The 20,134-nt window shown below is 61.0% G+C and carries 13 protein-coding genes; 6 read left to right on the top strand and 7 right to left on the bottom strand.

All coding sequences use genetic code 11. The features are described 5' to 3' along the window. Positions 1–35: 35 nt before the first annotated feature. From KF712_15750 to KF712_15735, 4 genes are all read left to right on the top strand, one after another. Positions 36–1,391 carry a hypothetical protein gene (locus KF712_15750; protein MBX3742440.1) on the top strand — a complete coding sequence of 452 codons (1,356 nt, stop codon included), beginning with the start codon at positions 36–38 and terminating at the stop codon, positions 1,389–1,391. A gap of 9 nt (positions 1,392–1,400) precedes the next feature. Next, the gene (locus KF712_15745; GenBank protein ID MBX3742439.1) at positions 1,401–2,081 is read left to right on the top strand and encodes a hypothetical protein; all 681 of its coding nucleotides are present in this window, start codon (positions 1,401–1,403) and stop codon (positions 2,079–2,081) included. Continuing rightward, positions 2,078–5,269, top strand: coding sequence for a hypothetical protein (locus tag KF712_15740; GenBank protein MBX3742438.1), 3,192 nt, complete (start codon positions 2,078–2,080; stop codon positions 5,267–5,269). Before KF712_15745 ends, KF712_15740 begins: the two co-directional genes overlap by 4 nt. Positions 5,270–5,450: 181 nt before the next feature. Beyond that, positions 5,451–6,608, top strand: a complete 1,158-nt coding sequence (locus KF712_15735; GenBank protein MBX3742437.1) for a hypothetical protein — start codon at positions 5,451–5,453, stop codon at positions 6,606–6,608. A gap of 305 nt (positions 6,609–6,913) precedes the next feature. Here the strand turns inward: KF712_15735 and KF712_15730 are convergent, their stop codons facing one another. The 7 genes from KF712_15730 to lipA all read right to left on the bottom strand — a co-directional run bounded on the left by KF712_15730 (position 6,914) and on the right by lipA (position 16,792). Next, positions 6,914–8,233: a site-specific integrase gene (locus tag KF712_15730; GenBank protein ID MBX3742436.1), complete on the bottom strand. Its 1,320-nt coding sequence runs from the start codon at positions 8,231–8,233 to the stop codon at positions 6,914–6,916. Between the two features lie 531 nt (positions 8,234–8,764). After that, positions 8,765–12,622, bottom strand: coding sequence for a hypothetical protein (locus KF712_15725; protein ID MBX3742435.1), 3,858 nt, complete (start codon positions 12,620–12,622; stop codon positions 8,765–8,767). 332 nt (positions 12,623–12,954) lie between these two features. Further along, positions 12,955–13,938 carry a PDZ domain-containing protein gene (locus KF712_15720; GenBank protein ID MBX3742434.1) on the bottom strand — a complete coding sequence of 328 codons (984 nt, stop codon included), beginning with the start codon at positions 13,936–13,938 and terminating at the stop codon, positions 12,955–12,957. A gap of 53 nt (positions 13,939–13,991) precedes the next feature. Further along, positions 13,992–14,654: a hypothetical protein gene (locus tag KF712_15715; protein ID MBX3742433.1), complete on the bottom strand. Its 663-nt coding sequence runs from the start codon at positions 14,652–14,654 to the stop codon at positions 13,992–13,994. 12 nt (positions 14,655–14,666) lie between these two features. Beyond that, positions 14,667–15,245 (bottom strand): RNA polymerase sigma factor, encoded by a 579-nt coding sequence (locus KF712_15710; GenBank protein ID MBX3742432.1) that lies wholly within the window; start codon positions 15,243–15,245, stop codon positions 14,667–14,669. Positions 15,246–15,320: 75 nt separating this feature from the next. After that, on the bottom strand, positions 15,321–15,785 hold the full coding sequence (locus KF712_15705; protein MBX3742431.1) for an EVE domain-containing protein: 465 nt from the start codon (positions 15,783–15,785) through the stop codon (positions 15,321–15,323). Then, a complete protein-coding gene (gene lipA, locus KF712_15700; protein ID MBX3742430.1) occupies positions 15,782–16,792 on the bottom strand; it encodes a lipoyl synthase in 1,011 nt (336 codons plus the stop codon). Before lipA ends, KF712_15705 begins: the two co-directional genes overlap by 4 nt. Before the next feature lie 234 nt (positions 16,793–17,026). Between lipA and KF712_15695 the strand changes: the two genes are divergently transcribed. Together KF712_15695 and KF712_15690 are read left to right on the top strand one after the other, a co-directional pair. After that, positions 17,027–18,667, top strand: a complete 1,641-nt coding sequence (locus KF712_15695) for an NAD(P)/FAD-dependent oxidoreductase (protein ID MBX3742429.1) — start codon at positions 17,027–17,029, stop codon at positions 18,665–18,667. Next, complete coding sequence (locus tag KF712_15690) at positions 18,664–20,127, top strand: cation:proton antiporter (GenBank protein ID MBX3742428.1); 1,464 nt, start codon at positions 18,664–18,666, stop codon at positions 20,125–20,127. The genes KF712_15695 and KF712_15690 overlap by 4 nt, the downstream gene beginning before the upstream one ends. The last annotated feature ends 7 nt before the right edge of the window (positions 20,128–20,134 follow it).

Genomic DNA, 20,134 nt, shown 5'->3' with positions numbered 1-20,134 from the left:
TGATTTTTATGAAGACATATATTTCATATTTCACTGTGAGTTGGGCGTTGGTCGCATCGGCAGTTGCGAGTGATGCGGAGCATTTCCAATCGGCGGAGAAGCTGGCGGCGGCGTTGTATGCGCCGTATCAGACGGGGGGGAAGGATGTGATCCCTGCACCACTGACGAAGGAGGCGTTGCCGAGTGCGGCGGGCGGGTATCTGCATAAAAATTTCGGCGGTGTGGTGGCGGAGTATCTTGAGAAAACGAAGGATGATCCGGCGGGGTTGGGGTTTGATGTGTTGGTGGATGGTCAGGATTTCGAGTTGAGCGAATTCAAGATCCACGAGGCGGAGATCAGCGAGATGCCGAGCGGCCGGGTGGCGGGGCGGGTGATCGTGACGTTCAAGAACTTCGGCCAGCCGCGGGAGATCTGGATCGGGGTGGAGCGTGTCGAGGGCGAGCGCCCGTGGCAACTGACGGCGATCCGGGCGGAGAAGGGTCACGAGGGGAGAAGCTATGATGTGGTACGCTTGCTCGAATCCGCGATCCAGCCTGATGGCGGCATGGATGGAGTGGACGTCGTGGAGGTCGGCTTCGAAGACGAGCGGAGCGCGGCGCTAACGCTGAAGAGGGAGGGCGGATCGGTCAGGGGGCTGGTGCTGGTTTACTCCGAAGGCGGGCATGGCGCGTGGCGGTTCACGGCGCACGCAGCGGATGGGTTGCTGGTGGAGATTCTGGATGATGAGGGAAACCTGCAACATGCGGAGGATGCGACGGCATGGGCGATGAAGATCGATGGCGAGAAGGTGGAGGAGGTGCGGCACAACAAGGGAACGCAGTCCGACGACCGGCAGACATGGCCCAAGAAGGAGATGAAGCAGGAGGCTCTGACGAAGCTGATTCAGGGATTGGCGAATCTGGTGCGGGGAGATCGGGAGAACGATGTGACGAACGTGGAGGAGTTCATCAACGCCTGGATGCAGTGTATCGACAGCTCCGCGGCCGCGCCGAGCGATCCCAGCGGATCCACTGCTCTCAGCGGTGCTTTTGCCGAAGGCGACTACCTCTACGCCGGGGAATATTTCTGCGATAACTATCAGGTCAATCTCAAGTCCGGCCAGGCTTTGGAAGTGACCCTGAGCAGCACGGGCGTGACGCCGGAAATCCTGAGCAAAAAGAACCATTGGCTCGGTGGTAACGGCCCGCGTCACACTCCGGCTCCCGGTGAACCCGCGCGGATCGCCTACACGGCGGAGGCCGATGGCAGCCTCATCCTGTTGATCACGAACAAGAACAAAATGACGGCGGGCAGCTACCGGCTGGAGATTTCGATCGATGGCAAGGCTCTGGCTTTTCCCGATCCGCTGCCAGCGGGGCAGACGGACAAGAAGATCGTTCCCCTGAATTAGAATGACTCCATGAGCAATGATCAGATCGCTATCATTTTACTGATCGTCCTGGGGATGATCGCTTCCTATTTTATCAGAAAGCGCTTTGGCAAAGGGCACCAGGAAGCGGCGGATGAATTGGGCATGCGGTTAGCGGAAGAAGAGACGAAACCAAGGAATCCCGCACGCCCGGAAGAAGTCGCCCTCATGCGCGGCGAAATGAACGGGATGCCTGCGATGGTCTTTCTAACCGGATTGCCGGGAAACAATCCGAAAAAACGGAAAAGGATGCTGAAAGCGCGGACTCATCTGGCATTGGAATCGCGTGAGCAATTTCCTGTTGGCCTAATGTTGGAACCGATCTTGCCAGAGGCTCTTTACGGATCTTCTGAAGCCAAGATGCCGGTGGTGGTGACGGGAGATGACGCCTTTGATCGCGTGTTCCAGCTGAGCACGGACAATGCTGCGGAAGCACTGCGATTGATCGATGGGGAATTCCGGAGGCAGTGGCTGGAGTTCAGGAAAAGCCTGGCTCCGCAGGCGCGTGATGACACGATGTCGAGAACTGCGGTCAATCTCCTGATGGGCCGTCTCGTGGTGGAACCGGATCGGCTCGTTTATTCCAGGCGTGGCACGCCAGATCGGAAGGTGGCGGGTCATTTAAAAAGTGGCGTGGCCTTGGTGTTAGAGATTTTCAAAGAGAAGAAATGAACAGATCCGATTTACCTCCTCGTAAAGGAATTGACCGCCGCGGCTTTCTCAAACGCACCGGCCTTGGCGCTTTGGTGCTGGGGGCGGGCGGGCTTTCGCTGAGGCGGTGCGGCGGGGATGGTCCGGTGGCGAATCCGGAGGGGCTGGATATTTACGGAGTGTGGCGAGAGTTCCGCGAAGTGCTGCGGATGAGCCCGGATCACACGGTCGGCAGGGCGAAAAGGCTGGTGGAGGCCGGAGACGCGGCGTCGATCCAGCGGTTCGTGCGGGATGAGATCCGTCTGATGTCCGATGAAGGGGCGCGGCATTCGTTCGGGGCTGTCTCGCTGGTGGGAGCGCGGGCGACTTTGCGGGCGGGGGCCGGGACGGCGGCGGACAAGGCGGAGCTGCTGGCGCATTTGCTGCGGAAGACCGGGTTGAAGACGGAGATTGTTTTCACCAGCCTGCCGTCGCGGGAGGAGACCGCGGGGATGTTTTTCCGCGATCATGATCCGGAGTTTGATCCACCGTTTACGGATGAGCAGTTCCGGCTGTGGCGGGAGGTGCTGGGAGATCCGGCGATGGCGAAGCGGCCTGCGCAGAGCGTGGATGACGGATACAAGACCAGCGATGAGGTCAGGAAAGAATTGCTGGCAGTGATCGGTGACGAGAAGGACCGGATCGGGCGGAATGCCTATGATCCCAGGCCGGTGCATTTGCTGCCGATGGTGAAAGTGACGGCGGCGGATGGCGCGGAGATTTTCGCAGATCCGATCCGGCCGGATGGCGGTTATGGCGCGTTGCCGCAGGGTGTCCGGCTGGAGCAGATGCGGGGCAGTCAGAAGAACGGCCTAGAGGTGGAGGTGGTGCTGGAGGCGACATTGAGCCACGATCCCGCGAAGGTGTTTCCACTGGCGGCGGGAAGGTGGACGGGAGCGGAGATCGCCGGGCGGCAGGTGCGGGTGTCGTTTCACATTCCCGGTGGATTGGCCGCGATGGCGGCGTCGAGATTCGCGGATGTGCAGACTTTTGTGCCGTTTCTTTCGGTGCAGGGTTTCGACGGAACAGAGGAGGAGCCTTTGCCCGCGCCGGTGATGGGTGATGCGGTGACGGCGCAGGGGGATGTGATCCGTGTGGAGGAAGGCGGCGCGGTGAAGGTAAACGGCGTGATGGTTTCCGAAAAGGAAGGCGAGGGTGCGGATGCTTCGTCCGTGGCGACGGTGGAGTTGGAAGTGGACGCGAGCCGTTTCCCGGAGGTGGAGTTGAAGGTTTTCCCGCGCGATGCGGCGGGGCGTTTGGTCGAGGGATTGGTGGCTTCCGTTTTCTCGGTGACGGAGGGTGGGAGCGGGGCGCTGCCGTTTGTTTTGCGCTCGAACCAATCGGTTCCACGCGTGCTGGTGCTGACGGACAGCTCGCTTTCCATGCCGGAGGAATATCGCGGTGGCAGGCCGGGCATCACCGAGCTGGTGGCGCACCTGAAGCAGTCGGTGCTGGGCGCGCATCCGGAGGCGGATCTGGTTTTGAGAAATACCGGATCGAGTCTGTGGGAGGAGCTGGCGAAGGCGGCGGCGGAGGCACACACGCTGATCGTGTATGCGACGGATGGGGATCTGGATGGCAAGCAGCCGGATGAGCGGATGCTCGCGACTTTGAAATCAGGGCCGCCGGCGATCGTGCTGGATGTGAACGGGAAGCTGGAGGCGACGAGGGCGAGCCAGCCGGAGAATATTTTCGACCGGATGGCAAAGGCGACGGGCGGGCTGGCATTTCCAGTGATCACCGGGGAGGTGGAGGCATCGCGGGAAGCGATCGCCACGCTGCTGAAGGACTGGATTCGCGATCAGCCGACGCGACTGCGCTACACGGCGCCGACGCTGGATCCGGGTGATCATGTAGTGAAACTGGTGACGGGACCGGTCGCGAGCGAGGCGACTTACACGCCGCCGGAGCAGGGCGCGATGCCTCGGCAACTTGCCTCGTTGCGGCTGAGCGTGCGGGTGAATTCGCGGAAGGTGACGCGCGTGCTGGCCGGGCACGATGGCACGGGCGAGGTGCTGCCGGAGCATCTGAACGCGGTGCGGGGCGCGCTTTTCGGGACGCATTTGCTGGCGTTTGAAAGCGGGGCTCCGGGCTTGTCGGTGCTGCTGGATGATTTCCTGAGCGTGAAGCTGGCGCAGGAGGATCTGGATCACCTGGTGTCGGACGGTGCGGGCCTGCATGTCATGGATGAAAGGCTGGCGCAGGGGCTGCCGGTGATGCCGGGGGAGTTGTTGTCGCTACTGGGGCGGAGTCATCCGGGATCGAGCACGGAGCATTCGGTATCGGTGCTGGGGCTGCGGACGGTTTTGTATTCCTGCCACGCGGTGATGGAAAGCGACCGGGTGGTGCGGCGGGTGGACCTCCTGCCGCTGGAGGACGCGCATGTGCATGCGGTGGAGCGGGAGGTGATGCTGAAGCATGCGTTCCGGTATTTGCTGCCGCTGTCGCTGGCGGAGGGGGCGTTGTTTTCGAGAAGCACGTTTGCTGTGACCGAGGGCAGGGAGCTGGTGAAGATCGATCAGAGGCCGTTTGGGAATCTGGATCTCGCCCCGGAACTCAAAGCGAGATGGACGAATCTGACCGGGCGACTGCGGAGCGAGGAAGCGAGCGGCGGATCGATCTACATCGCACCGGCGGATGGTCGCGATCTGGTGGTGTGGAGGATTTCACGAACGACCGGCGCGGTGCTGGGGGTTCTGGAAGACGGCAGTGGCGGGGGGAGCCATGAGGAGCAGATTCAGCAGCGTCTTGCGGAGATCGACCAACTGATCGCGGGTCTAAACCTGATGGTCGCTGCGGTCGGACAGGCTGGGGTTTTGTCCGGTCCGGGTGGCGTGGCGCTCAGCATTGTGGCCGCCTACGGGCAGCGGCTGGCTCGGCTTTACGCGGCGGTGTCGATCACCGTTCTGACTGCGGACAATAGCCAGATGGACGAGGCCGTGAGAAAGGTGATCGCCGGAATGATGTGCGAGGTCGCGAAGAACATCGCGCTGGGTGTTTTCTCCTCCGCAGGGAAGATCGCGGGCAAGGCGGCGGAGCGATTCGCGGTGGTCACGGCAAAGCATGTGGCGACGGCAGCGCGTGCGGGCAAGGTGGCGGATGGTCTCGGCGTGGCGGATAATACCCTAAGTCTGCTGGGTGCTCCGAGTCCCTTTTCGTGTCCGATTTGAGGTGAACTGTTAGAACGGGAATTTTATGAAATACATGCTAATTTGGATGACTGTTTGTCTGCTGGCAGGGACTGCGGGCGCGTATCAATGGGAGGTCTTCAATCGTCCGCGTCCTGCGGATCCGGTGAATCACTTCCCGAACAGTGTGTCGATCAATTCACGTCGGGCTCCAGACGGAAAGTTGTGGGTTCTCATCAAATACACGGACACGACCGCACATTGGCTGATCGAGGCGGAGAGCGGGAATGGCGTCGATCCGATCTCGATGAACTGGCTGGAGTCAGGATTTGACTGGCGGTTCGGTGCGGATGGGTCGCTTCACGTCATCTGGTCCTCGGGGGATTTTTTCTCCAACGACAATCCTTACTATGGAATTCTCCCGCAGGAGGTCGCGCTGTGGTACCGGTGGCGCTCGCCGGAAGGGGTGTGGTCGTCGCATGTGAAGCTGCATGGAAATCCGCTCATCATCACGGATGAGGGGAATACCATGCCGCATTACTACTCGGCGGCGCTGGCGGTGGACCCATCGGGAGAGGCTACGGTGGTGTGGTCGGCTCCGCATCTGGAAGGCTTTCGGATCATGAGAAGGGTGGGGACGACGTGGGTGACCGATCCGGGGATCCTGCCGCTGTTGAACACCCAGCATGTCGATGCCGTGCCCCAGCAGATGGTGGCCACGAGAAACGGGGCGTTGCATTTGTTTTACTCCCGCCCTGTGACGGAGGGTTGGCCGAGGAGCCAGCGGATGGCCCGCCGATTGAACGGCGTGTGGAAGGACGAGGTGATCGTGGCGGAAGGTGATGCGAACATCACCTCGGCGGATGTGACTCCGTGCCGGGCGTATCCGTATGCGACCAATGGCGAGTTCGGCCCCGCGCAGCAGCAGATTGTATTTCGCCCGACCGATCTGGCGGATACGGACGGGGACGGCTACTCGGCGGTGGTCGAAGCGGCGTTGGGAGGGGTGGATACGAATGCTGCTCTCCACCCGAAGCCATTCATCCGGTTGGAGCCCGCGGGAGCCTCGAAGCGAGCGAGGGTGGGCTTCGTCGGTCCGCAGGCGGCGGAGTATGAAGTGATCTTAACGAATCATATTTTTAAGAAGACCCCGCTGCCTCTGAATCCCGGGTACGGAGTCCACATCGTGGCCGAGTGGTCGGACGATCTGAAGACGTGGTATGATTCGGCGTGGTCGTCGGATGCGACCTACGAGACAATATCGCGCGGGAGTTTTCCGAATTTCGTATTTGAGAAGGAGGTCCGCTTCGATGCGTTGCACTCGCTTTCGAACACACCGTTGAAGAGGTTCTACCGATTTGTGTGTTGGAGAGATGAGTGATTCGCTGGATAGATTTGAGATCAGGATGATACCGAGAACTGATGGCGGAAACTCCGGAGCGACCTCCACGCCAACCTTCTCCTCGTGGAAAGGCCAATACACCTTCCTGCCCGGCAAACTACTCGCCGACGGCGATGCGGTTACTGATCGAAGGCGCGGCCTGAGCCGCTGAAGGAGATGAGCTGCTTCGCCTGGATCCTGCGGACGATCTTCCGTGCGGTGGCGTGGTTGAGTTTCTCCACCTGCTAGCAGTGGCGACGGAGAGGGATCGTGCGGTAGTCTCCTGCTGGAGACTCACCGTCAAATTATGACAGCCCTGTGGTAATGGAGCCCTTGGTTCCCACGTAATAAGCGGCCGTTGTTGTGATTGAGCCGTGGCGGAGAAAGGTCTTCGCCTCGACCAAGCCATGTTGGCTGTTCACCAAGGTGCCGGCCTCCTTCCGCAGCTCGTGTATGGGCTTGGGAACGTCTCTGAAGGGAAAAACTCCGTTTTCTGCATAGGAACGCAGCCATGACACAGTCGCGTCATGACTGAGGCCCGCCCGATACCTCGGCGTCCGGTTTGAGCGGTTGGCTTTGAGAAACCAGCCTTTTTCCGTATGATCGAGCATCGTGGCAATGACCTTCCGGGCGTCCTCGCTGACGAGAACTTGCCCTTCGGAGGCGGTGGTCTTCGGAATGAAGTCCTGGTGAAGGCGGACATTGATCTTTCCTTCTTCCTTGGAAATGTCCTGCACCATCAGCCGGTCAATCTCATTGTAGCGCAATCCGGCGACGAGAGCGAGGTAGAGGATCTTCCATTGCTCAAAGCGGAGAACTTCATCCTCACAGGCTCCTTCGGTCGGAGGAAACGCGAGTTCCTCCTTCGCCTTGGCAAGAAGGGCTTGTGCGCTAAAACGGCTGACGTATGAAGACCCGGCTTTTGAAGGAGGCTTGATCCCGTGGAACGGAGGTGGAGAAATGTCCAGTGACGGCGCGGAATCCAACTCCAGAAGTTCGTTGGTGAAAAGGCCGCGGGCATTTCTCAGAAGGGCCCGGATGGTGTTGTGAGCACGGCGTTGTCGAACCGGATCCAGGAGCTTTGCCCGCGCAAGTCGTTGATCGACCCACTTCTGCACCGCGCTTTTCGTAAGAATGTCAACATCGACATTTAGTATGGCAGCTTTGGTGGTAGCAGACCGGCGGCGTTCAAGTCCAAGTATCTCACCGACGATTGTTCTCAGTGATTCGGCGTATTTGGAAACCGTTTCCGGCCTCGTATCCGAGACGGTGCTGACGAATTGGATCCATGAGCCAATCGTGATCTGTAAGGGCTGGCTGATGGAATCCGCTTCAGGCGTCGCTGCCGGATCTGCGTCGTCGTCAGCTACAGGCCATCCATTGGCTGAAATGTCAGTCCAGAGCGCAGCCGCCTCGCGGGCCGCATCCTCCTTGACGGTGGACTTCAACTTGAGCTTGCGGCGATCACCATGAGCCTGAATGCGGACGAAGTAGTGGGAGGATGACCATCCGGGTTTCTGTTCAAGGAAGATTTTTTTGCCCCAGTACGCAGCCGTGTTTTTCGATGCCGAGCGGGGTTGTTTTTTCGTAGAGCGGACGCCCGATTGGAGAGAAGGAAGGAGCATGTCGATTCGGCCATTCTTCGGCCATTTTTTTCGTCTCGGTGTGATTCTTTACGAACCGATATGCAAACTAAAAATTTCGTAACAGATTGTAAAATAGGGGTTAATATGGTCTATAGAGGTTCATGTAGGTTTATGCGGAACGCATTTTAACGAGACTAAGGATCTAGTGGGGAGACCCGTGGAGGTTCGAGTCCTCTTTCGAGCACCATCCGTTGGGAAGCAATGAATTAGGCCACCTGCAAAGGTGGCCTTTTTCGTGTCCGGATTCAGGGCCGGTGCTCTTGGTGTGCGCTTATTACAGATCAGCGCCTGCAGGGAAATCCGAAGATCAACCACGCTCCGCAGAGCAGGACCGAGGCGATTGGCTCCGGCACTTGGAGGATCTGAATCATGCTCAGCAAACTACGGTCGTCGATCTCGCGGAACAGGAGCATGCGGATGTTCGACAGTTGCCCGTGGAACAACAAAGTCCCGAAAGCCGCGCAACCCGGTGTTGGTGCCGAAGGTTGGCGGCTTCCGTTGACCTGCGGATCAGCGGGAGAATTTCATCCGGTAGAACCATTTCGTCTCTCCGGAGGCGGGAGTCACCTGCGCCACGATGCGGCGGAATCCCGGAGCGACGTTGGTCTGGTCGGCGGAGTCCACGAAGGTGACCTCCGTCCAGACAACGAGATCAGGGGACGACCACAGGGTGGGAGTCACGTTCGGATCACGGCGGATGACGGTGGAGAAAGGTGCCTGTGCCGCGCTTGCGGAAACCCGCAGACCGTCGGGATTCATGTATCTCACCCCGGTGGGCAGACCATTTGAGTCCTGGTTGAATCCCACGTTGCCCGGCAGGCCGGACTCGGTCAGCCATTTCGCATATCGGTCGGCGGCGGACGCTTCCGCGGAGTTGCTTCCTTCACCGATGGCGTTCATCGCGGAGACAACGTAGTGGTAGGTGTTCCCGGCGGTGAGTCCGGTGTCCGCGAAGTTGAGTCCGGTGACGTTGCTATCCACCGTGACGTAGGGTCCGCCGGGATTGGTGGAGCGTTTCACCTTGTAGCGGGTAGCTCCGGAAACGGATTCCCATGTCAGCGTGGCTCCCGTGTCACGGGCATTGGCTGTGATGCCGGCAGGTGCTCCCGGGAGGGTGCCGCCGTAGAATTCCAACTCGGCGATCGTCGGGGTGCGGAGATCGGAGGAGAGGTAGCGGACATAGCGGTAAGTCCCGGTGGAAGGGTTGGTGGCGATCGATGTCAGGATGTTGGAGTTCGGTCCTGAGTTGAACATGGCGAAGGTCACCGCGTCAGAGAAGCTGGCATCGTTGGCTCCCTGTACGCATCCTGCCAGCATGGGGCTCGTGTTGCCGTTCATCGGAGCGACGCGGATGCAATTGATCGCTTGCGGGGATCCAAGATCAAGTCCCACCCAGCCGCTGATGGCGGTTGCCTGGAAATAGGTGTTGAGTTTGTTATCGACGATATTCCCCAGAACATTCGTCCCATTGGCGGTGACTCCGCCGCTGATGAGCGTGCCCGGCAGCTTCTGGGCAGCGGGAGGGTTGAGGATCAACTGGGCTGAGTCCTGGCTCTCTCCCTTTCCGCTGATCGTACTGACCACGTAGTAGTAGGTGGCATTGTTGGTCAGGCCGGTGTCGCGGAAGGTCGGTTCCGTGATGTTGCTGGCGATGGTGGTGTAGGGACCTCCATCGGTGGTGGAGCGCTTCAAGTTGTATCCCGTGGCGTATCCGGCATAGGGCGGATTCCAATAGACGACGGCATTCGTTCCGGAAATCCGTCCCTGCACGTTTGCCGGCGGCGCGGTGGGGAGCGATGGCCCCGCGGCGTAGAACTTGAGTTCGGCCACATTCGCGTAGCCGCCATTCGGCGAAAGGTAGCGCACATAGCGGAAGGTGCCGGGGTTGGTGACGGCGAGCATCGCTTCAGCACCCTTCACCGGACGGACGTTGATTTGGGCCAGCCGCACCGGAGAGGTGAACGTCGGGCTGTTGGAACCCTGGAACACGCCACCGACCATACGCTCGCTGTTGTCATCCCGCGGGATGAAACGGACCGCGGTGATCTGCCGGGCGGTGCCGAGATCGAGTCCAACCCACGCATTGTCCGCGCCTCCCGGCTCGATGGTGGTGCTGGGGAGGTAGTCAAAGGCGTTGATGTTGTTCGTTTTCTCCGTGCTGGCCAGGATGGGCAGCGTGATGGGGTAGCTGGCGATGACCGGGTGATCCAGGTTCGGCAGTGCCTCGAAGGTGAAAGGCACGTTGATGGCCGGTGATACGCCATAGTCCGGCGCAATCGCCTCGATCTCGATGAAGCCGGCGTTTTCCTCGCGGATGCGGCGCACGTCCTGCGCGAAGAAATGGTTGTTCGCCGTGGCACCGATCCATGTCCGCTCGCTGGCCGATGCGGCATCGAGGCTCCTGCGGTAGTAGACGTTATAGACCAGCACCGGAGTGGGGGAGTGCGCCCACTTCAGCCGCAGTTGGGTGGAGGTTCCCTCATCCGGATTCAGCGCCTGGCCTTCCAGCGCGAGCGCGGATGGCGCCACCGGGGTGGAGGTCGCCCCATTGCTGATCTGGAGGCGTCCAAGGTTCGATGTGTAGCTGGCAACGGCGCTGGGGCTGGAGTAACGCGCGGTGATCAGCACGATCTTCTTCCCGGCATGGGCACCGAGCGGAAATTCCGTCGTCGTCCACCCGCTCCCCGTGGCGAGGCCGGGGGGCGAGTAGATCATGGTCGTCGGCTCGTCCTCGAACGCGAGGCCGATCTCGATCATCGCGTCGCTGATCGCGGTGCTCTTGTGGATGAAACGCAGGGTCGTGTTGGACTCCACGTTGAGCTTTGTCTGGTAGAGCTTCACCTCCTGGGGGGCCCCGGCGGTGAGGGAACCGGTGACTTTCAGCGAGCTGCCTCCATAGAAGGCTTCGGCATAGTCGATGCTCGGAGTGATCGATTTCGTGCCTTCCGTGGCTGTGGTCACGATCCAGCGCCATGTGGGAAGCAGGTCCTGCACGCTGAGATTGGTCCATTGGCCCGCCATCGAGGGCGTGCCATCAATATGGTAGCGGACGCCCTGGCCGGCGTTGAAGTTGGTGACAAAGGGCAGGGTGGTGACCGCCGAGTTCGCCGGGATGTAGTGGGCGAAGCCGTTCCAGTTGGGATAGGTGGCCGTGGTGCCGGTGTTCGTCGGGTCGCCATTCGGGCCGGACCAGTAAAGTTCCTCCTGCTGGTTGACCCGGGTGGGGCCACCATCATTGAGCATTCCTTTGAAGAAAGGGGTCTCACCACCGTAGATGCCCACGGAGGTGTTGTGCGGCTGGCCTTCCGGGAACAGATAGCTCCAGGTGATGTTGAGTTCATTCGCGCCATTGGGGTCCGGGGTGACGCCCAGCTTGCGGTAGTTCTCCGTCCAGATACCCGCATACAGATCATACGGGCTGACTCCCTGGCTGAGTGCGAGCGAGCGTGAGTTCGGAAGCCCGTTCGCATTGTTGTACCACCAGAAATTCAGGAACATCGCGTCGGAGACACGCTCGCCGGTCGGCGTTCTCAGGTAACCGTCGTTGGAGGTCGTATAGGCGTTCTGGAAACTGCGGGAGCCGTTCTCCGCCATCGCGTCATACCACACGAAGCGCAGATGGGATGCTCCAACGGACGCCGCTTTCACGCGGAAGTACTGGATGAAATCACGCATGTTTTGTGCGTCTGTCGCCGTCGTCTGGTAGTTCTCCTGGTTGATGAACCAGCCGTCGAATCCGTAATAGACCGCCGCCTCGATCAGTTTGTCCGCCACGGGGAAGGTGTTTCCATCCTTCACAAGGAGATCGCGGATGCGCTGCAGTGCCGCGTTGTCCGGAGAGCCATTCCAGCCGTAGAAAATCTTGCCATAGATGCGCACGCCGTTGCGGTGTGCGGCATCGATCGTGTGGGCGGTGGGAGTCAGGATCGTCTTTGTGTCACGGTCGGAGGAACCCCAGAAAACCATGTCATCCGTGTACTGCCACATGCTCGGTGCGAACAGCCGGTAGGTGCGGAAGCCGCTCGGACTGGCAACGGGGATGGTGTTGAAGGTGGTGATGGACTGCACCCGCGCCTCTCCCGGCCGTGCGTGGGAGTTCACATTCCACAGGGAGTTCAGCGCCGCGTTCTCGGATGCTTTCGGCGCGGTGAAGCGCGTGGCCAGCGGCACCACGCTGCGGTTGTAGGGTGCGTTGGGATCGGTCTCCGGACTCCAGTTGAGGATCTCCGTCGGGTGCCACTGCGGAGCGGCGGGTGTGAACTCGTATTGTGCGGTTGATGACAGATTGCCGGAGAGCAGCAATGCCAGCAAAAGTGCGAGGGACTTTCCGGCGGGGCGTGGCGATGGTGAGGAGGAATACGCTGGCATGGGATTGGCTTTTGGGTGTCCGGATCCACTGGCTGTCAGCGCATGGATGCGTATGAAAGCCGGAGATCCGGCATGAGGTGCACGGGCACCGGGAATTGGGGGAAGCCATTCACAGGCGTCCACCCGTTCCCTCTTCGGGTTTGGTAGTGACGGCTACCAGCCTCCAACCGCATTTCAACCGAATGTGGATTTCACGAATCCAGTGGTGGAGATCGAGCAGTGGCGGTTCCGGGAAAAATTCCGGAAAATCAACCGGTCCGGCCTCAAAAAATCAACACCCGCACCGGACGGAGCCGGTACGGGTGCGATCTATGCCTCCCATGAAATCCTGATCAGCGGATGTCGCGTGGATCTTCCCGGTCACCTCCGCCCATCCGGAAGCGGAAACCACCGCCACGGAAATTGTCGTCGAACTTGAACTTCTCGATCCGCTCCCGGACATCCTTCGGTGCGGCGGACTTGTCGTCATCCGTATCCCAAGGACCGGACCAGACTTCCTTTCCCTCGTGATCCCGGACGGTGATGTCCTTTTTGCCATCGCTGGACTTCATCTCGATGCTGCCATCGTTGTCCATGAAGCGGAATGTGGCGTCCGACTTGAACTGGAAGCCGCGGAAGCCGTTCTTCTGTGGCTCGCGTCCCGGATCGCTGTCCCGCCGGAGGGCATCTCCGCGTCGTTCCCTGAAGTTACGGAGTTGCCCGGAATCCCGCATCATCCCTTTGAGCTGGCGGTCGATCATCTCGCGGATGCGGTCGGCTTGGCCGTCCGGCATGTTGTCCAGGTCGAGGTGGCCGAGCTGCCGCGGCTCCACCACGGTGCCGGAGCCTTCCGGACGGTTTTCGAGCGTGACAGTTTTCGTTGTCTTCGCTCCCTGGTGGATGAAATCGATGGAAACCTCATCGCCCGGCTTTCCGGCGGAGATCTCCCTGGAGAGATCCGCGGGGGAGCCGACGGTTTTTCCTCCCACGTGGGTGATGACGTCATATTTGGCAAAACCGGCCTTTTCCGCGGGGCCGCCAGGGGCGAGGTCGCGGATCAGGACACCCTCGCCGGCCCGCAGGCCGATGTGGGCGGAGAGCATCTCCGGAATGTCGTCGCTGATGATGCCGATGAAAGCGGACGATGGGGCGGGTGGGATCACGCGGGGGCGTGCCTGGACTTCGGGGTCATCTCCTGTTGCCGGTGTGGAAGCCGGTGACTTCACCGATGGGGGAGGGGGTGCATCATCCTTCGGTGGCTCGATGGCCGGAGCGGGGAGGATGGCGAACAGGCCGAGGCCCGCGGGGATGATCATCTTGTGATGGATCGTTTTCATATTTACATACGGTAAGCGTAGTAGTTATGGAAATATGTCTTTTTCCGCGGCCTTCAGTCCATCTTTTCCGGGACGAAGATGTATTCGGTGCGCGGTTGTTCGACGACCACGGTTTTGCCCTCGGCGTTCCTGAGGGTCACCTTGTCGATGTAGGTTAGCTTGAGGACCCGGTGGGGTGTGCCGGATTGATGCCATGCGACGCCTTCATCCTTCGCATCGGAAAAGCCGGTGTTCATGATGTAGGGCGTGTAGTTGGATGACGGCTGCTGCGCGAGGGAAGGAGCGGCAGCGCTGGAGGCGGATTGCCTCGCGGAGATTCCATTCGCGGAAGGTGCGCGGTCCGGCATGAACAGGGCGGTGGCGGCCCCGATGAGCGCCACGGCGGCAGCGGCGGCCCACATGGGACGGTTGCCTTTCCGTGCGGCCGGCTGGAGGGGGGCGGTCTTCGGGAAGAGGACGATTTTTTCATCCATCGGGAAGGGGACATCCGCGACAATTTTCTCGAGTTCCGCCAGGAAACCGGCGGGGAGTGCGGCAGGGACATGACCACGGAGTTCCTTCTCCAGACGGAGTTCCGCGCCGGTCGATAGGGTGAGCCGGTCATCCGCGGCCGTTTCGAGGCGTGCCAGGAAATCCTGATCGAGGGCGGTGGGGGCGAGACCGCGCAGCGCCTTCTCAAGCTCCTTGGTGTCGGAAGATATGGGATCAGATGCCATGGATGGGATATGTCAGATGGAAAGGTCGCCGCGTCTGCGGGCGCCGCCGAGATGTTTTTTCAATGCTTCGAGACCATAGCGATACCGGGAGGCCGCCGTGTTTTGGGAAATGCCGAGAGTTTCGCCGATTTCCGCAAAGGTCCGCTCGCCCCATATTTTCATGGTGATGACCTCGGCGAACTTGGGAGGCAGTTCCTTCAGTCCGTCCTCGAGCTGGACACGGGTTTCATCGTCCGAGGCACCGCCTTCGAACCATGGATGGAAGGCCTCCTTGGAATCCTCTTCGATTTCCACGCCCACATTGTCTTCGCGGCGCTTGCGGCGGTCATCCTTGCGGCTGAGGTCGATCGCCAGACGGCGGATGGCCGTGTAAAGATAGGGCATCCAGGACTCCTGCCCGCCGACGAACTCGCCGGAGCGCAGTTTCTCGACAAGCTTCACCAGCGCATCCTGGAAAACATCCTGGGCGTCCTCCAGGGAACGGGTCTGCTGGCGGGAAAAGAGCAGCAGCCTGGGGCCGTTCTCAGCCAGCCACTCACGCCATGCGGAAGCGGCGGGGGAGGTTTCTGGGACAGCGGATGTTCTGGCCATGGGAGCGGGCGTTTCCATAAAAGCGTCGTCGCGCGGAGAATTTGTCTCCGGGACGTGGAAATGACCCGCAGGAACTCAGATCTTGCAACCGGCGAGTTTCAGCACCCGCGTGAAATGCGGCTTCTCCACCGGCGTGATGGAAAGGCGGGTGCCCTTCTGGCAGACGACCATCTCCTGGAGGATTTTGTCCGTTTTCAAGGTTTCCAAGGGCAGCAGTTCATCGAACTTCGCCACAAACTCAAAGTCCACCAACCACCAGCGGGGATTATCGGGATTCGATTTAGGGTCGTGGTATTCGCTTTTCGCGTCGAACTGGGTGCTGTCCGGGTAGGGCTCTGACGCCACGCGTGCGACTCCGGCGACGCCGGGAGGAGTGGCGTTGGAGTGGTAGAAAAGCGCGAGGTCACCGACCTGCATCTCTTTCCACATATAATTGCGTGCCTGATAATTGCGCACGCCGTTCCACGGCTCCTTTTTCACCCGTTCCAGTTCGTCGATGCCGAACACATCCGGCTCGGATTTGATCAGCCAGTGTTTCATGCGATGGCCTTGACGAGTCCTTCCCGTGGCGCGGGAAGGGGAAGATGCTCCGGTCCGAGTTCCAGTCCCTTGCTGGCGCGGACGTCCATTTCGATGGCCTCCAGCACGTCCAGTTCCGGGCGGAAATCCGCGGCATGGTAGGAACTGCGGACCAGCGGGCCGCTGGCGACGTGGCGGAAACCTTTTGCGAGGGCGATCTCCTTCAGTTCGTCGAAGGCATCCGGGGTGATGTATTCCACCACCGGCAGGTGCTTCGGCGTCGGGCGGAGATACTGCCCCAGCGTGAGCACCGTAACGTCGTGTTCGAGGAGGTCGTCCAGGGCGCGGAGCACCTCATCCCGGCGTTCGCCCAGGCCCAGCATGATGCCGCTCTTGGTGGCCACATTGCCGTTCACCATGGCCTTCGCTTTTTTCAGGACGGTCAGGCTGCGGGCGTATTTGGCGCGGGAACGGACCAGAGGGGTGAGCCGCTCGACCGTCTCCAGGTTGTGGTTGAAGATGTGCGGGCGGGCATCCATCACCATGGACAGCGCCCAGTCGCGGTCATTGAAGTCCGGGACCAGCACCTCGATGATGATGCCGGGATTGGTCTGGCGGATCGCCTCGATGGTCTGCTGGAAATGCTCCGCGCCGCCGTCCTTGAGATCGTCCCGGGCGACGGCGGTGATGACCACGTGGCGGAGGTTCATCCGGCGGGTGGCCTCGGCCACGCGGGCGGGTTCGTCACTCTCCAGAGCGTCCGGGCGGGCGGTTTTCACAGCACAGAAGCCGCAGGCGCGGGTGCATTTGTCCCCGGCGATCATGAAAGTCGCCGTTCCCTGTCCCCAGCACTCCCAGCGGTTCGGGCACTGGGCCTCCTCGCAGACGGTGACCAGTTTCAGGTCGGTGATCAGGGATTTGGTGGACCAGAATGCCGGATTGTTCGGCAGGCGGACCTTGATCCAGGATGGTTTCTTGTCCCGGTGGAGGGCCGGGTCCATCTTCATTTTCGGGCCGCAGGCAGACATGTTTCGGCGGTAGGGTAAGGGGGGATACCACCGGGGGAAAGGCGAATTTTTCCGTCCTTCAAAGGTCATCTCCATCGCGGCGGAACAGTTCCTTGCAGTTGTCTGGGTGGAGGGCCTGAAGATCCCCCGCGGAAGACAAATCATGGCTGGAAATTTTCCACCGTTCTGTGCCTAAGATGCGCCGCCGCCGGGGAGACACCGGCGGATACCCCACACGCCACTTTTCCCATGATGATGAACGAGCCTCCAGCCACCCCCACCTCTCAGGAACCGATCCAGGGGGAATACGATGTCGTCGTCCTCGGCGGTGCATTGTCCGGTGGTGCCACGGCCACCCTCCTCATGCGACGGAACCCGGGCATCCGCGTGCTGGTCATCGAGCGCACGGAACGTCTGACCCGGCGGGTGGGGGAGGCGACCGTGGAGGTCAGTGCCTACTTCATGGGCCGTGTCCTGGGGCTGACGAAATATCTGAACGAGAACCACATCGTGAAACAGGGGCTGCGCTTCTGGTTCAAAAGCGACGATGTGAAGCAACTCGACGAGGCCAGTGAACTCGGCGCGCTCTACCAGGTGAGGCTTCCTTCCTACCAGCTCGACCGCTCCACCTTTGACGAGGAAGTGCTGCGCCGCGCCGCGGAGGCGGGTGCTCAGGTCATCCGCCCGGCGGTGATCCGTAACGTGGAACTGAACGATGGCGGCCAGCAGACCGTGGAGTTCAAATATCAAGGTGAGACCCGCACCGTGAAGGCCCGCTGGGTGGTGGATGCCACCGGAGTGGCGGCCCTGCTCGCGCGGAAAAACGGCTGGTGGGTGCGCAATACGGAGCACCCCACCGCCGCCGCATGGTCCCGCTGGAAGGGGCTGAAGGACTGGGACGGTCTGGAGCTTTCCGCCAAATATCCCGAATGGTCGAAATCCGTCCACAGCGTCCGCGGCACCGCCACCAACCACATCATCGGCGACGGCTGGTGGAGCTGGTGGATTCCGCTCAAAGGTGGCGACACCAGCGTGGGGGTCGTCTTCGACCAGCGCATCGTCCCGTGGGAGGAGGGCGGCAGTGTCGCCGACAGACTGAAGGCTTTCCTCATGAAGCACCCTGTGGCCGCGGAGATCCTGAAGGACGCGGAGTACGATGAAGAGGACGTCCACTGGCGGCGGAACCTGGCCTACTACAGCACCACCTTTTCCGGGGATGGCTTCGTCCTCGTCGGTGATGCCGCCGCTTTCATGGATCCCTTCTACAGTCCGGGCATGGACTGGATTTCCTTCTCCACCAGCAGCGCGGCCAACCTCATCACCCAGCAGCGCAACGGCGGGTGCATGAAGACCCTGGTGCCAAAGCACAACCGGGACTTCTCCATCTGCCACCGCCGGTGGTTCGACAGCGTCTATAAGGACAAGTACCACTACATGGCGGAGTGGGATCTCATGAGCTTGGCCTTCCGCCTGGACCTCAGCCTTTACTATTGGGGCGTGGTCCAGCCGCCCTTCGCGGAGGGAGCCACCGCGCTCTACAGCCCGCCTTACTCGCCGCCCAGCGGAAAGGTGTTCTCCGCGCTGATGAGCTGCTACAACCGGCGCTTCGCCACCATCGCCAAGCGCCGCCGCCGCCTCGGCCTGCTCGGCCGGACGAATAAGGGCAACCGCTGCCTCATTCCCGGCTTCACCCTGGAGCGGAAGGACATGTTCCGCCTCTTCGGCCTGCTGAAAGACTGGGCCGTGCTGGAGCTGAAGGAAGGTTGGAAAAGCTGGGGCCGCACGCCGACCGAGAAGGATAACGATCCGCTTTCGTTCTTCGCTCCGAAGGCTTCCGCCTCCTCCGCGGAATCCGCCATCCCGTCCAGCGCATCCACCGTCGCGGATCCTTCATGAGACGCACCACCATCTTCTATTTGTTGGTGCTCCTCATCGTGGGAGGTGGCATCCTCGCCGTGCTGAAAATGGGGCACTCCCTGCCGCTGCCGGTTCCGGCGGATGGGTCGGCGGCCACCGTGCATGCTCCGGCCGCGGCAGCAGCCGAAACCGGTGCCGTGGAAAGCATGTTCTCCACCCTGCGGGCGAACTTCGCCCATCCACTCAGCCACCTTTTCATCCAACTGCTCGTCATCATCTCAGCGTCGCGGTTGATGGGTGGTCTGTTCGCCCGGTTCGGCCAGCCGTCGGTCATCGGGGAAATGATGGCCGGCATCCTCCTCGGACCATCCCTTTTCGGTTGGGTGTCCCCGGAGTCGTTCGCCTTCGTCTTCCCTCCGGATTCGCTCGGCACGCTGAAGCTTCTCAGCCAGATCGGCGTCTGCCTGTTCATGTTCGCCGTGGGCATGGAACTGGACATGCGGCATGTGCGGAACAAGGCGCACACCGCCGTGGTCGTCAGCCACGCCAGCATCGCCATCCCGTATCTGCTGGGCGTGCTGCTGGCCTACTTCCTTTTCTCCAGTCTCGCCCAGCCGGGGACCAACTTCCTTTCCTTCGCGCTCTTCATGGGCATTTCCATGAGCATCACCGCCTTCCCGGTGCTGGCCCGCATCCTGCAGGAGCGGAAGATGACGAACACCTATCTCGGCCACACCGCCGTCACCTGCGCCGCAGTGGACGATGTGACCGCATGGAGCGCCTTGGCCTTCGTCGTCGCCATCGCCGGATCCACCAGCCTGGTCGGCTCCGCGCTGAATCTCGGCCTCGTCGTCATCTTCATTGTCGCCATGGTGTGGGGCGTGCGCCTGTTGCTGCCGAAGATCATCGGCTCCGCCGAAATCGAGAAGGCAGCACCTTCCCGCCGCACGCTGGCCATCATCGTCGTCCTGGTGCTGGCCTCCGCCCTCTGCACGGAAGCCATGGGCATCCATGCGCTTTTCGGAGCGTTCCTCGCCGGTGCCATCGTCCCGGACAAGGAAGGCTTCCGCGAAAAACTCAGCCTGCGCATCGAGAATTTCAGCACCGTGCTGCTGCTGCCGCTGTTCTTCGCCTTCACCGGCCTGCGCACGCAGATCGGCCTGCTCAATGACTTCAGCGGCTGGATGATTTGCCTCGCCATCATCGGTGTGGCCACCCTTGGGAAGCTCGGCGGCAGTGCCTTCGCCGCCCGTTTCACCGGCATGAACTGGCGGGACTCCCTCCAGCTCGGCGCGCTCATGAACACCCGCGGCCTGATGGAACTCATCGCGCTGAACATCGGTTACGACCTGGGTATCCTTTCGCCACGCATCTTCGCCATGCTGGTTATCATGGCTCTGGTCACCACCGCCATGACCGGCCCGCTCCTCACCTGGTTCGGCAAGATCAAGGTCCGTGAAGACCAACCTGCCGGTGCAGGCAAGGCGCATCCCGTTTGATTTCATC

It is taken from the genome of Akkermansiaceae bacterium (assembly GCA_019634595.1).
Classification (GTDB): domain Bacteria; phylum Verrucomicrobiota; class Verrucomicrobiia; order Verrucomicrobiales; family Akkermansiaceae; genus Luteolibacter.
The sequence above is the reverse complement of the archived record's forward strand: the minus strand, read 5'-3'. Positions and strand labels throughout refer to the sequence as shown.

What these genes read in the sequence shown, in the direction of transcription:
- KF712_15745 (MBX3742439.1), top strand. Translation starts at nt 1,401, where the DNA reads ATGAGCAATGATCAGATCGCTATCATTTTACTGATCGTCCTGGGGATG.
- KF712_15715 (MBX3742433.1), bottom strand. Translation starts at nt 14,654, where the DNA reads ATGGCATCTGATCCCATATCTTCCGACACCAAGGAGCTTGAGAAGGCG.
- lipA (MBX3742430.1), bottom strand. Translation starts at nt 16,792, where the DNA reads ATGTCTGCCTGCGGCCCGAAAATGAAGATGGACCCGGCCCTCCACCGG.
- KF712_15710 (MBX3742432.1), bottom strand. Translation starts at nt 15,245, where the DNA reads ATGGCCAGAACATCCGCTGTCCCAGAAACCTCCCCCGCCGCTTCCGCA.
- KF712_15690 (MBX3742428.1), top strand. Translation starts at nt 18,664, where the DNA reads ATGAGACGCACCACCATCTTCTATTTGTTGGTGCTCCTCATCGTGGGA.
- KF712_15705 (MBX3742431.1), bottom strand. Translation starts at nt 15,785, where the DNA reads ATGAAACACTGGCTGATCAAATCCGAGCCGGATGTGTTCGGCATCGAC.
- KF712_15740 (MBX3742438.1), top strand. Translation starts at nt 2,078, where the DNA reads ATGAACAGATCCGATTTACCTCCTCGTAAAGGAATTGACCGCCGCGGC.
- KF712_15720 (MBX3742434.1), bottom strand. Translation starts at nt 13,938, where the DNA reads ATGAAAACGATCCATCACAAGATGATCATCCCCGCGGGCCTCGGCCTG.
- KF712_15695 (MBX3742429.1), top strand. Translation starts at nt 17,027, where the DNA reads ATGAACGAGCCTCCAGCCACCCCCACCTCTCAGGAACCGATCCAGGGG.
- KF712_15725 (MBX3742435.1), bottom strand. Translation starts at nt 12,622, where the DNA reads ATGCCAGCGTATTCCTCCTCACCATCGCCACGCCCCGCCGGAAAGTCC.
- KF712_15730 (MBX3742436.1), bottom strand. Translation starts at nt 8,233, where the DNA reads ATGCTCCTTCCTTCTCTCCAATCGGGCGTCCGCTCTACGAAAAAACAA.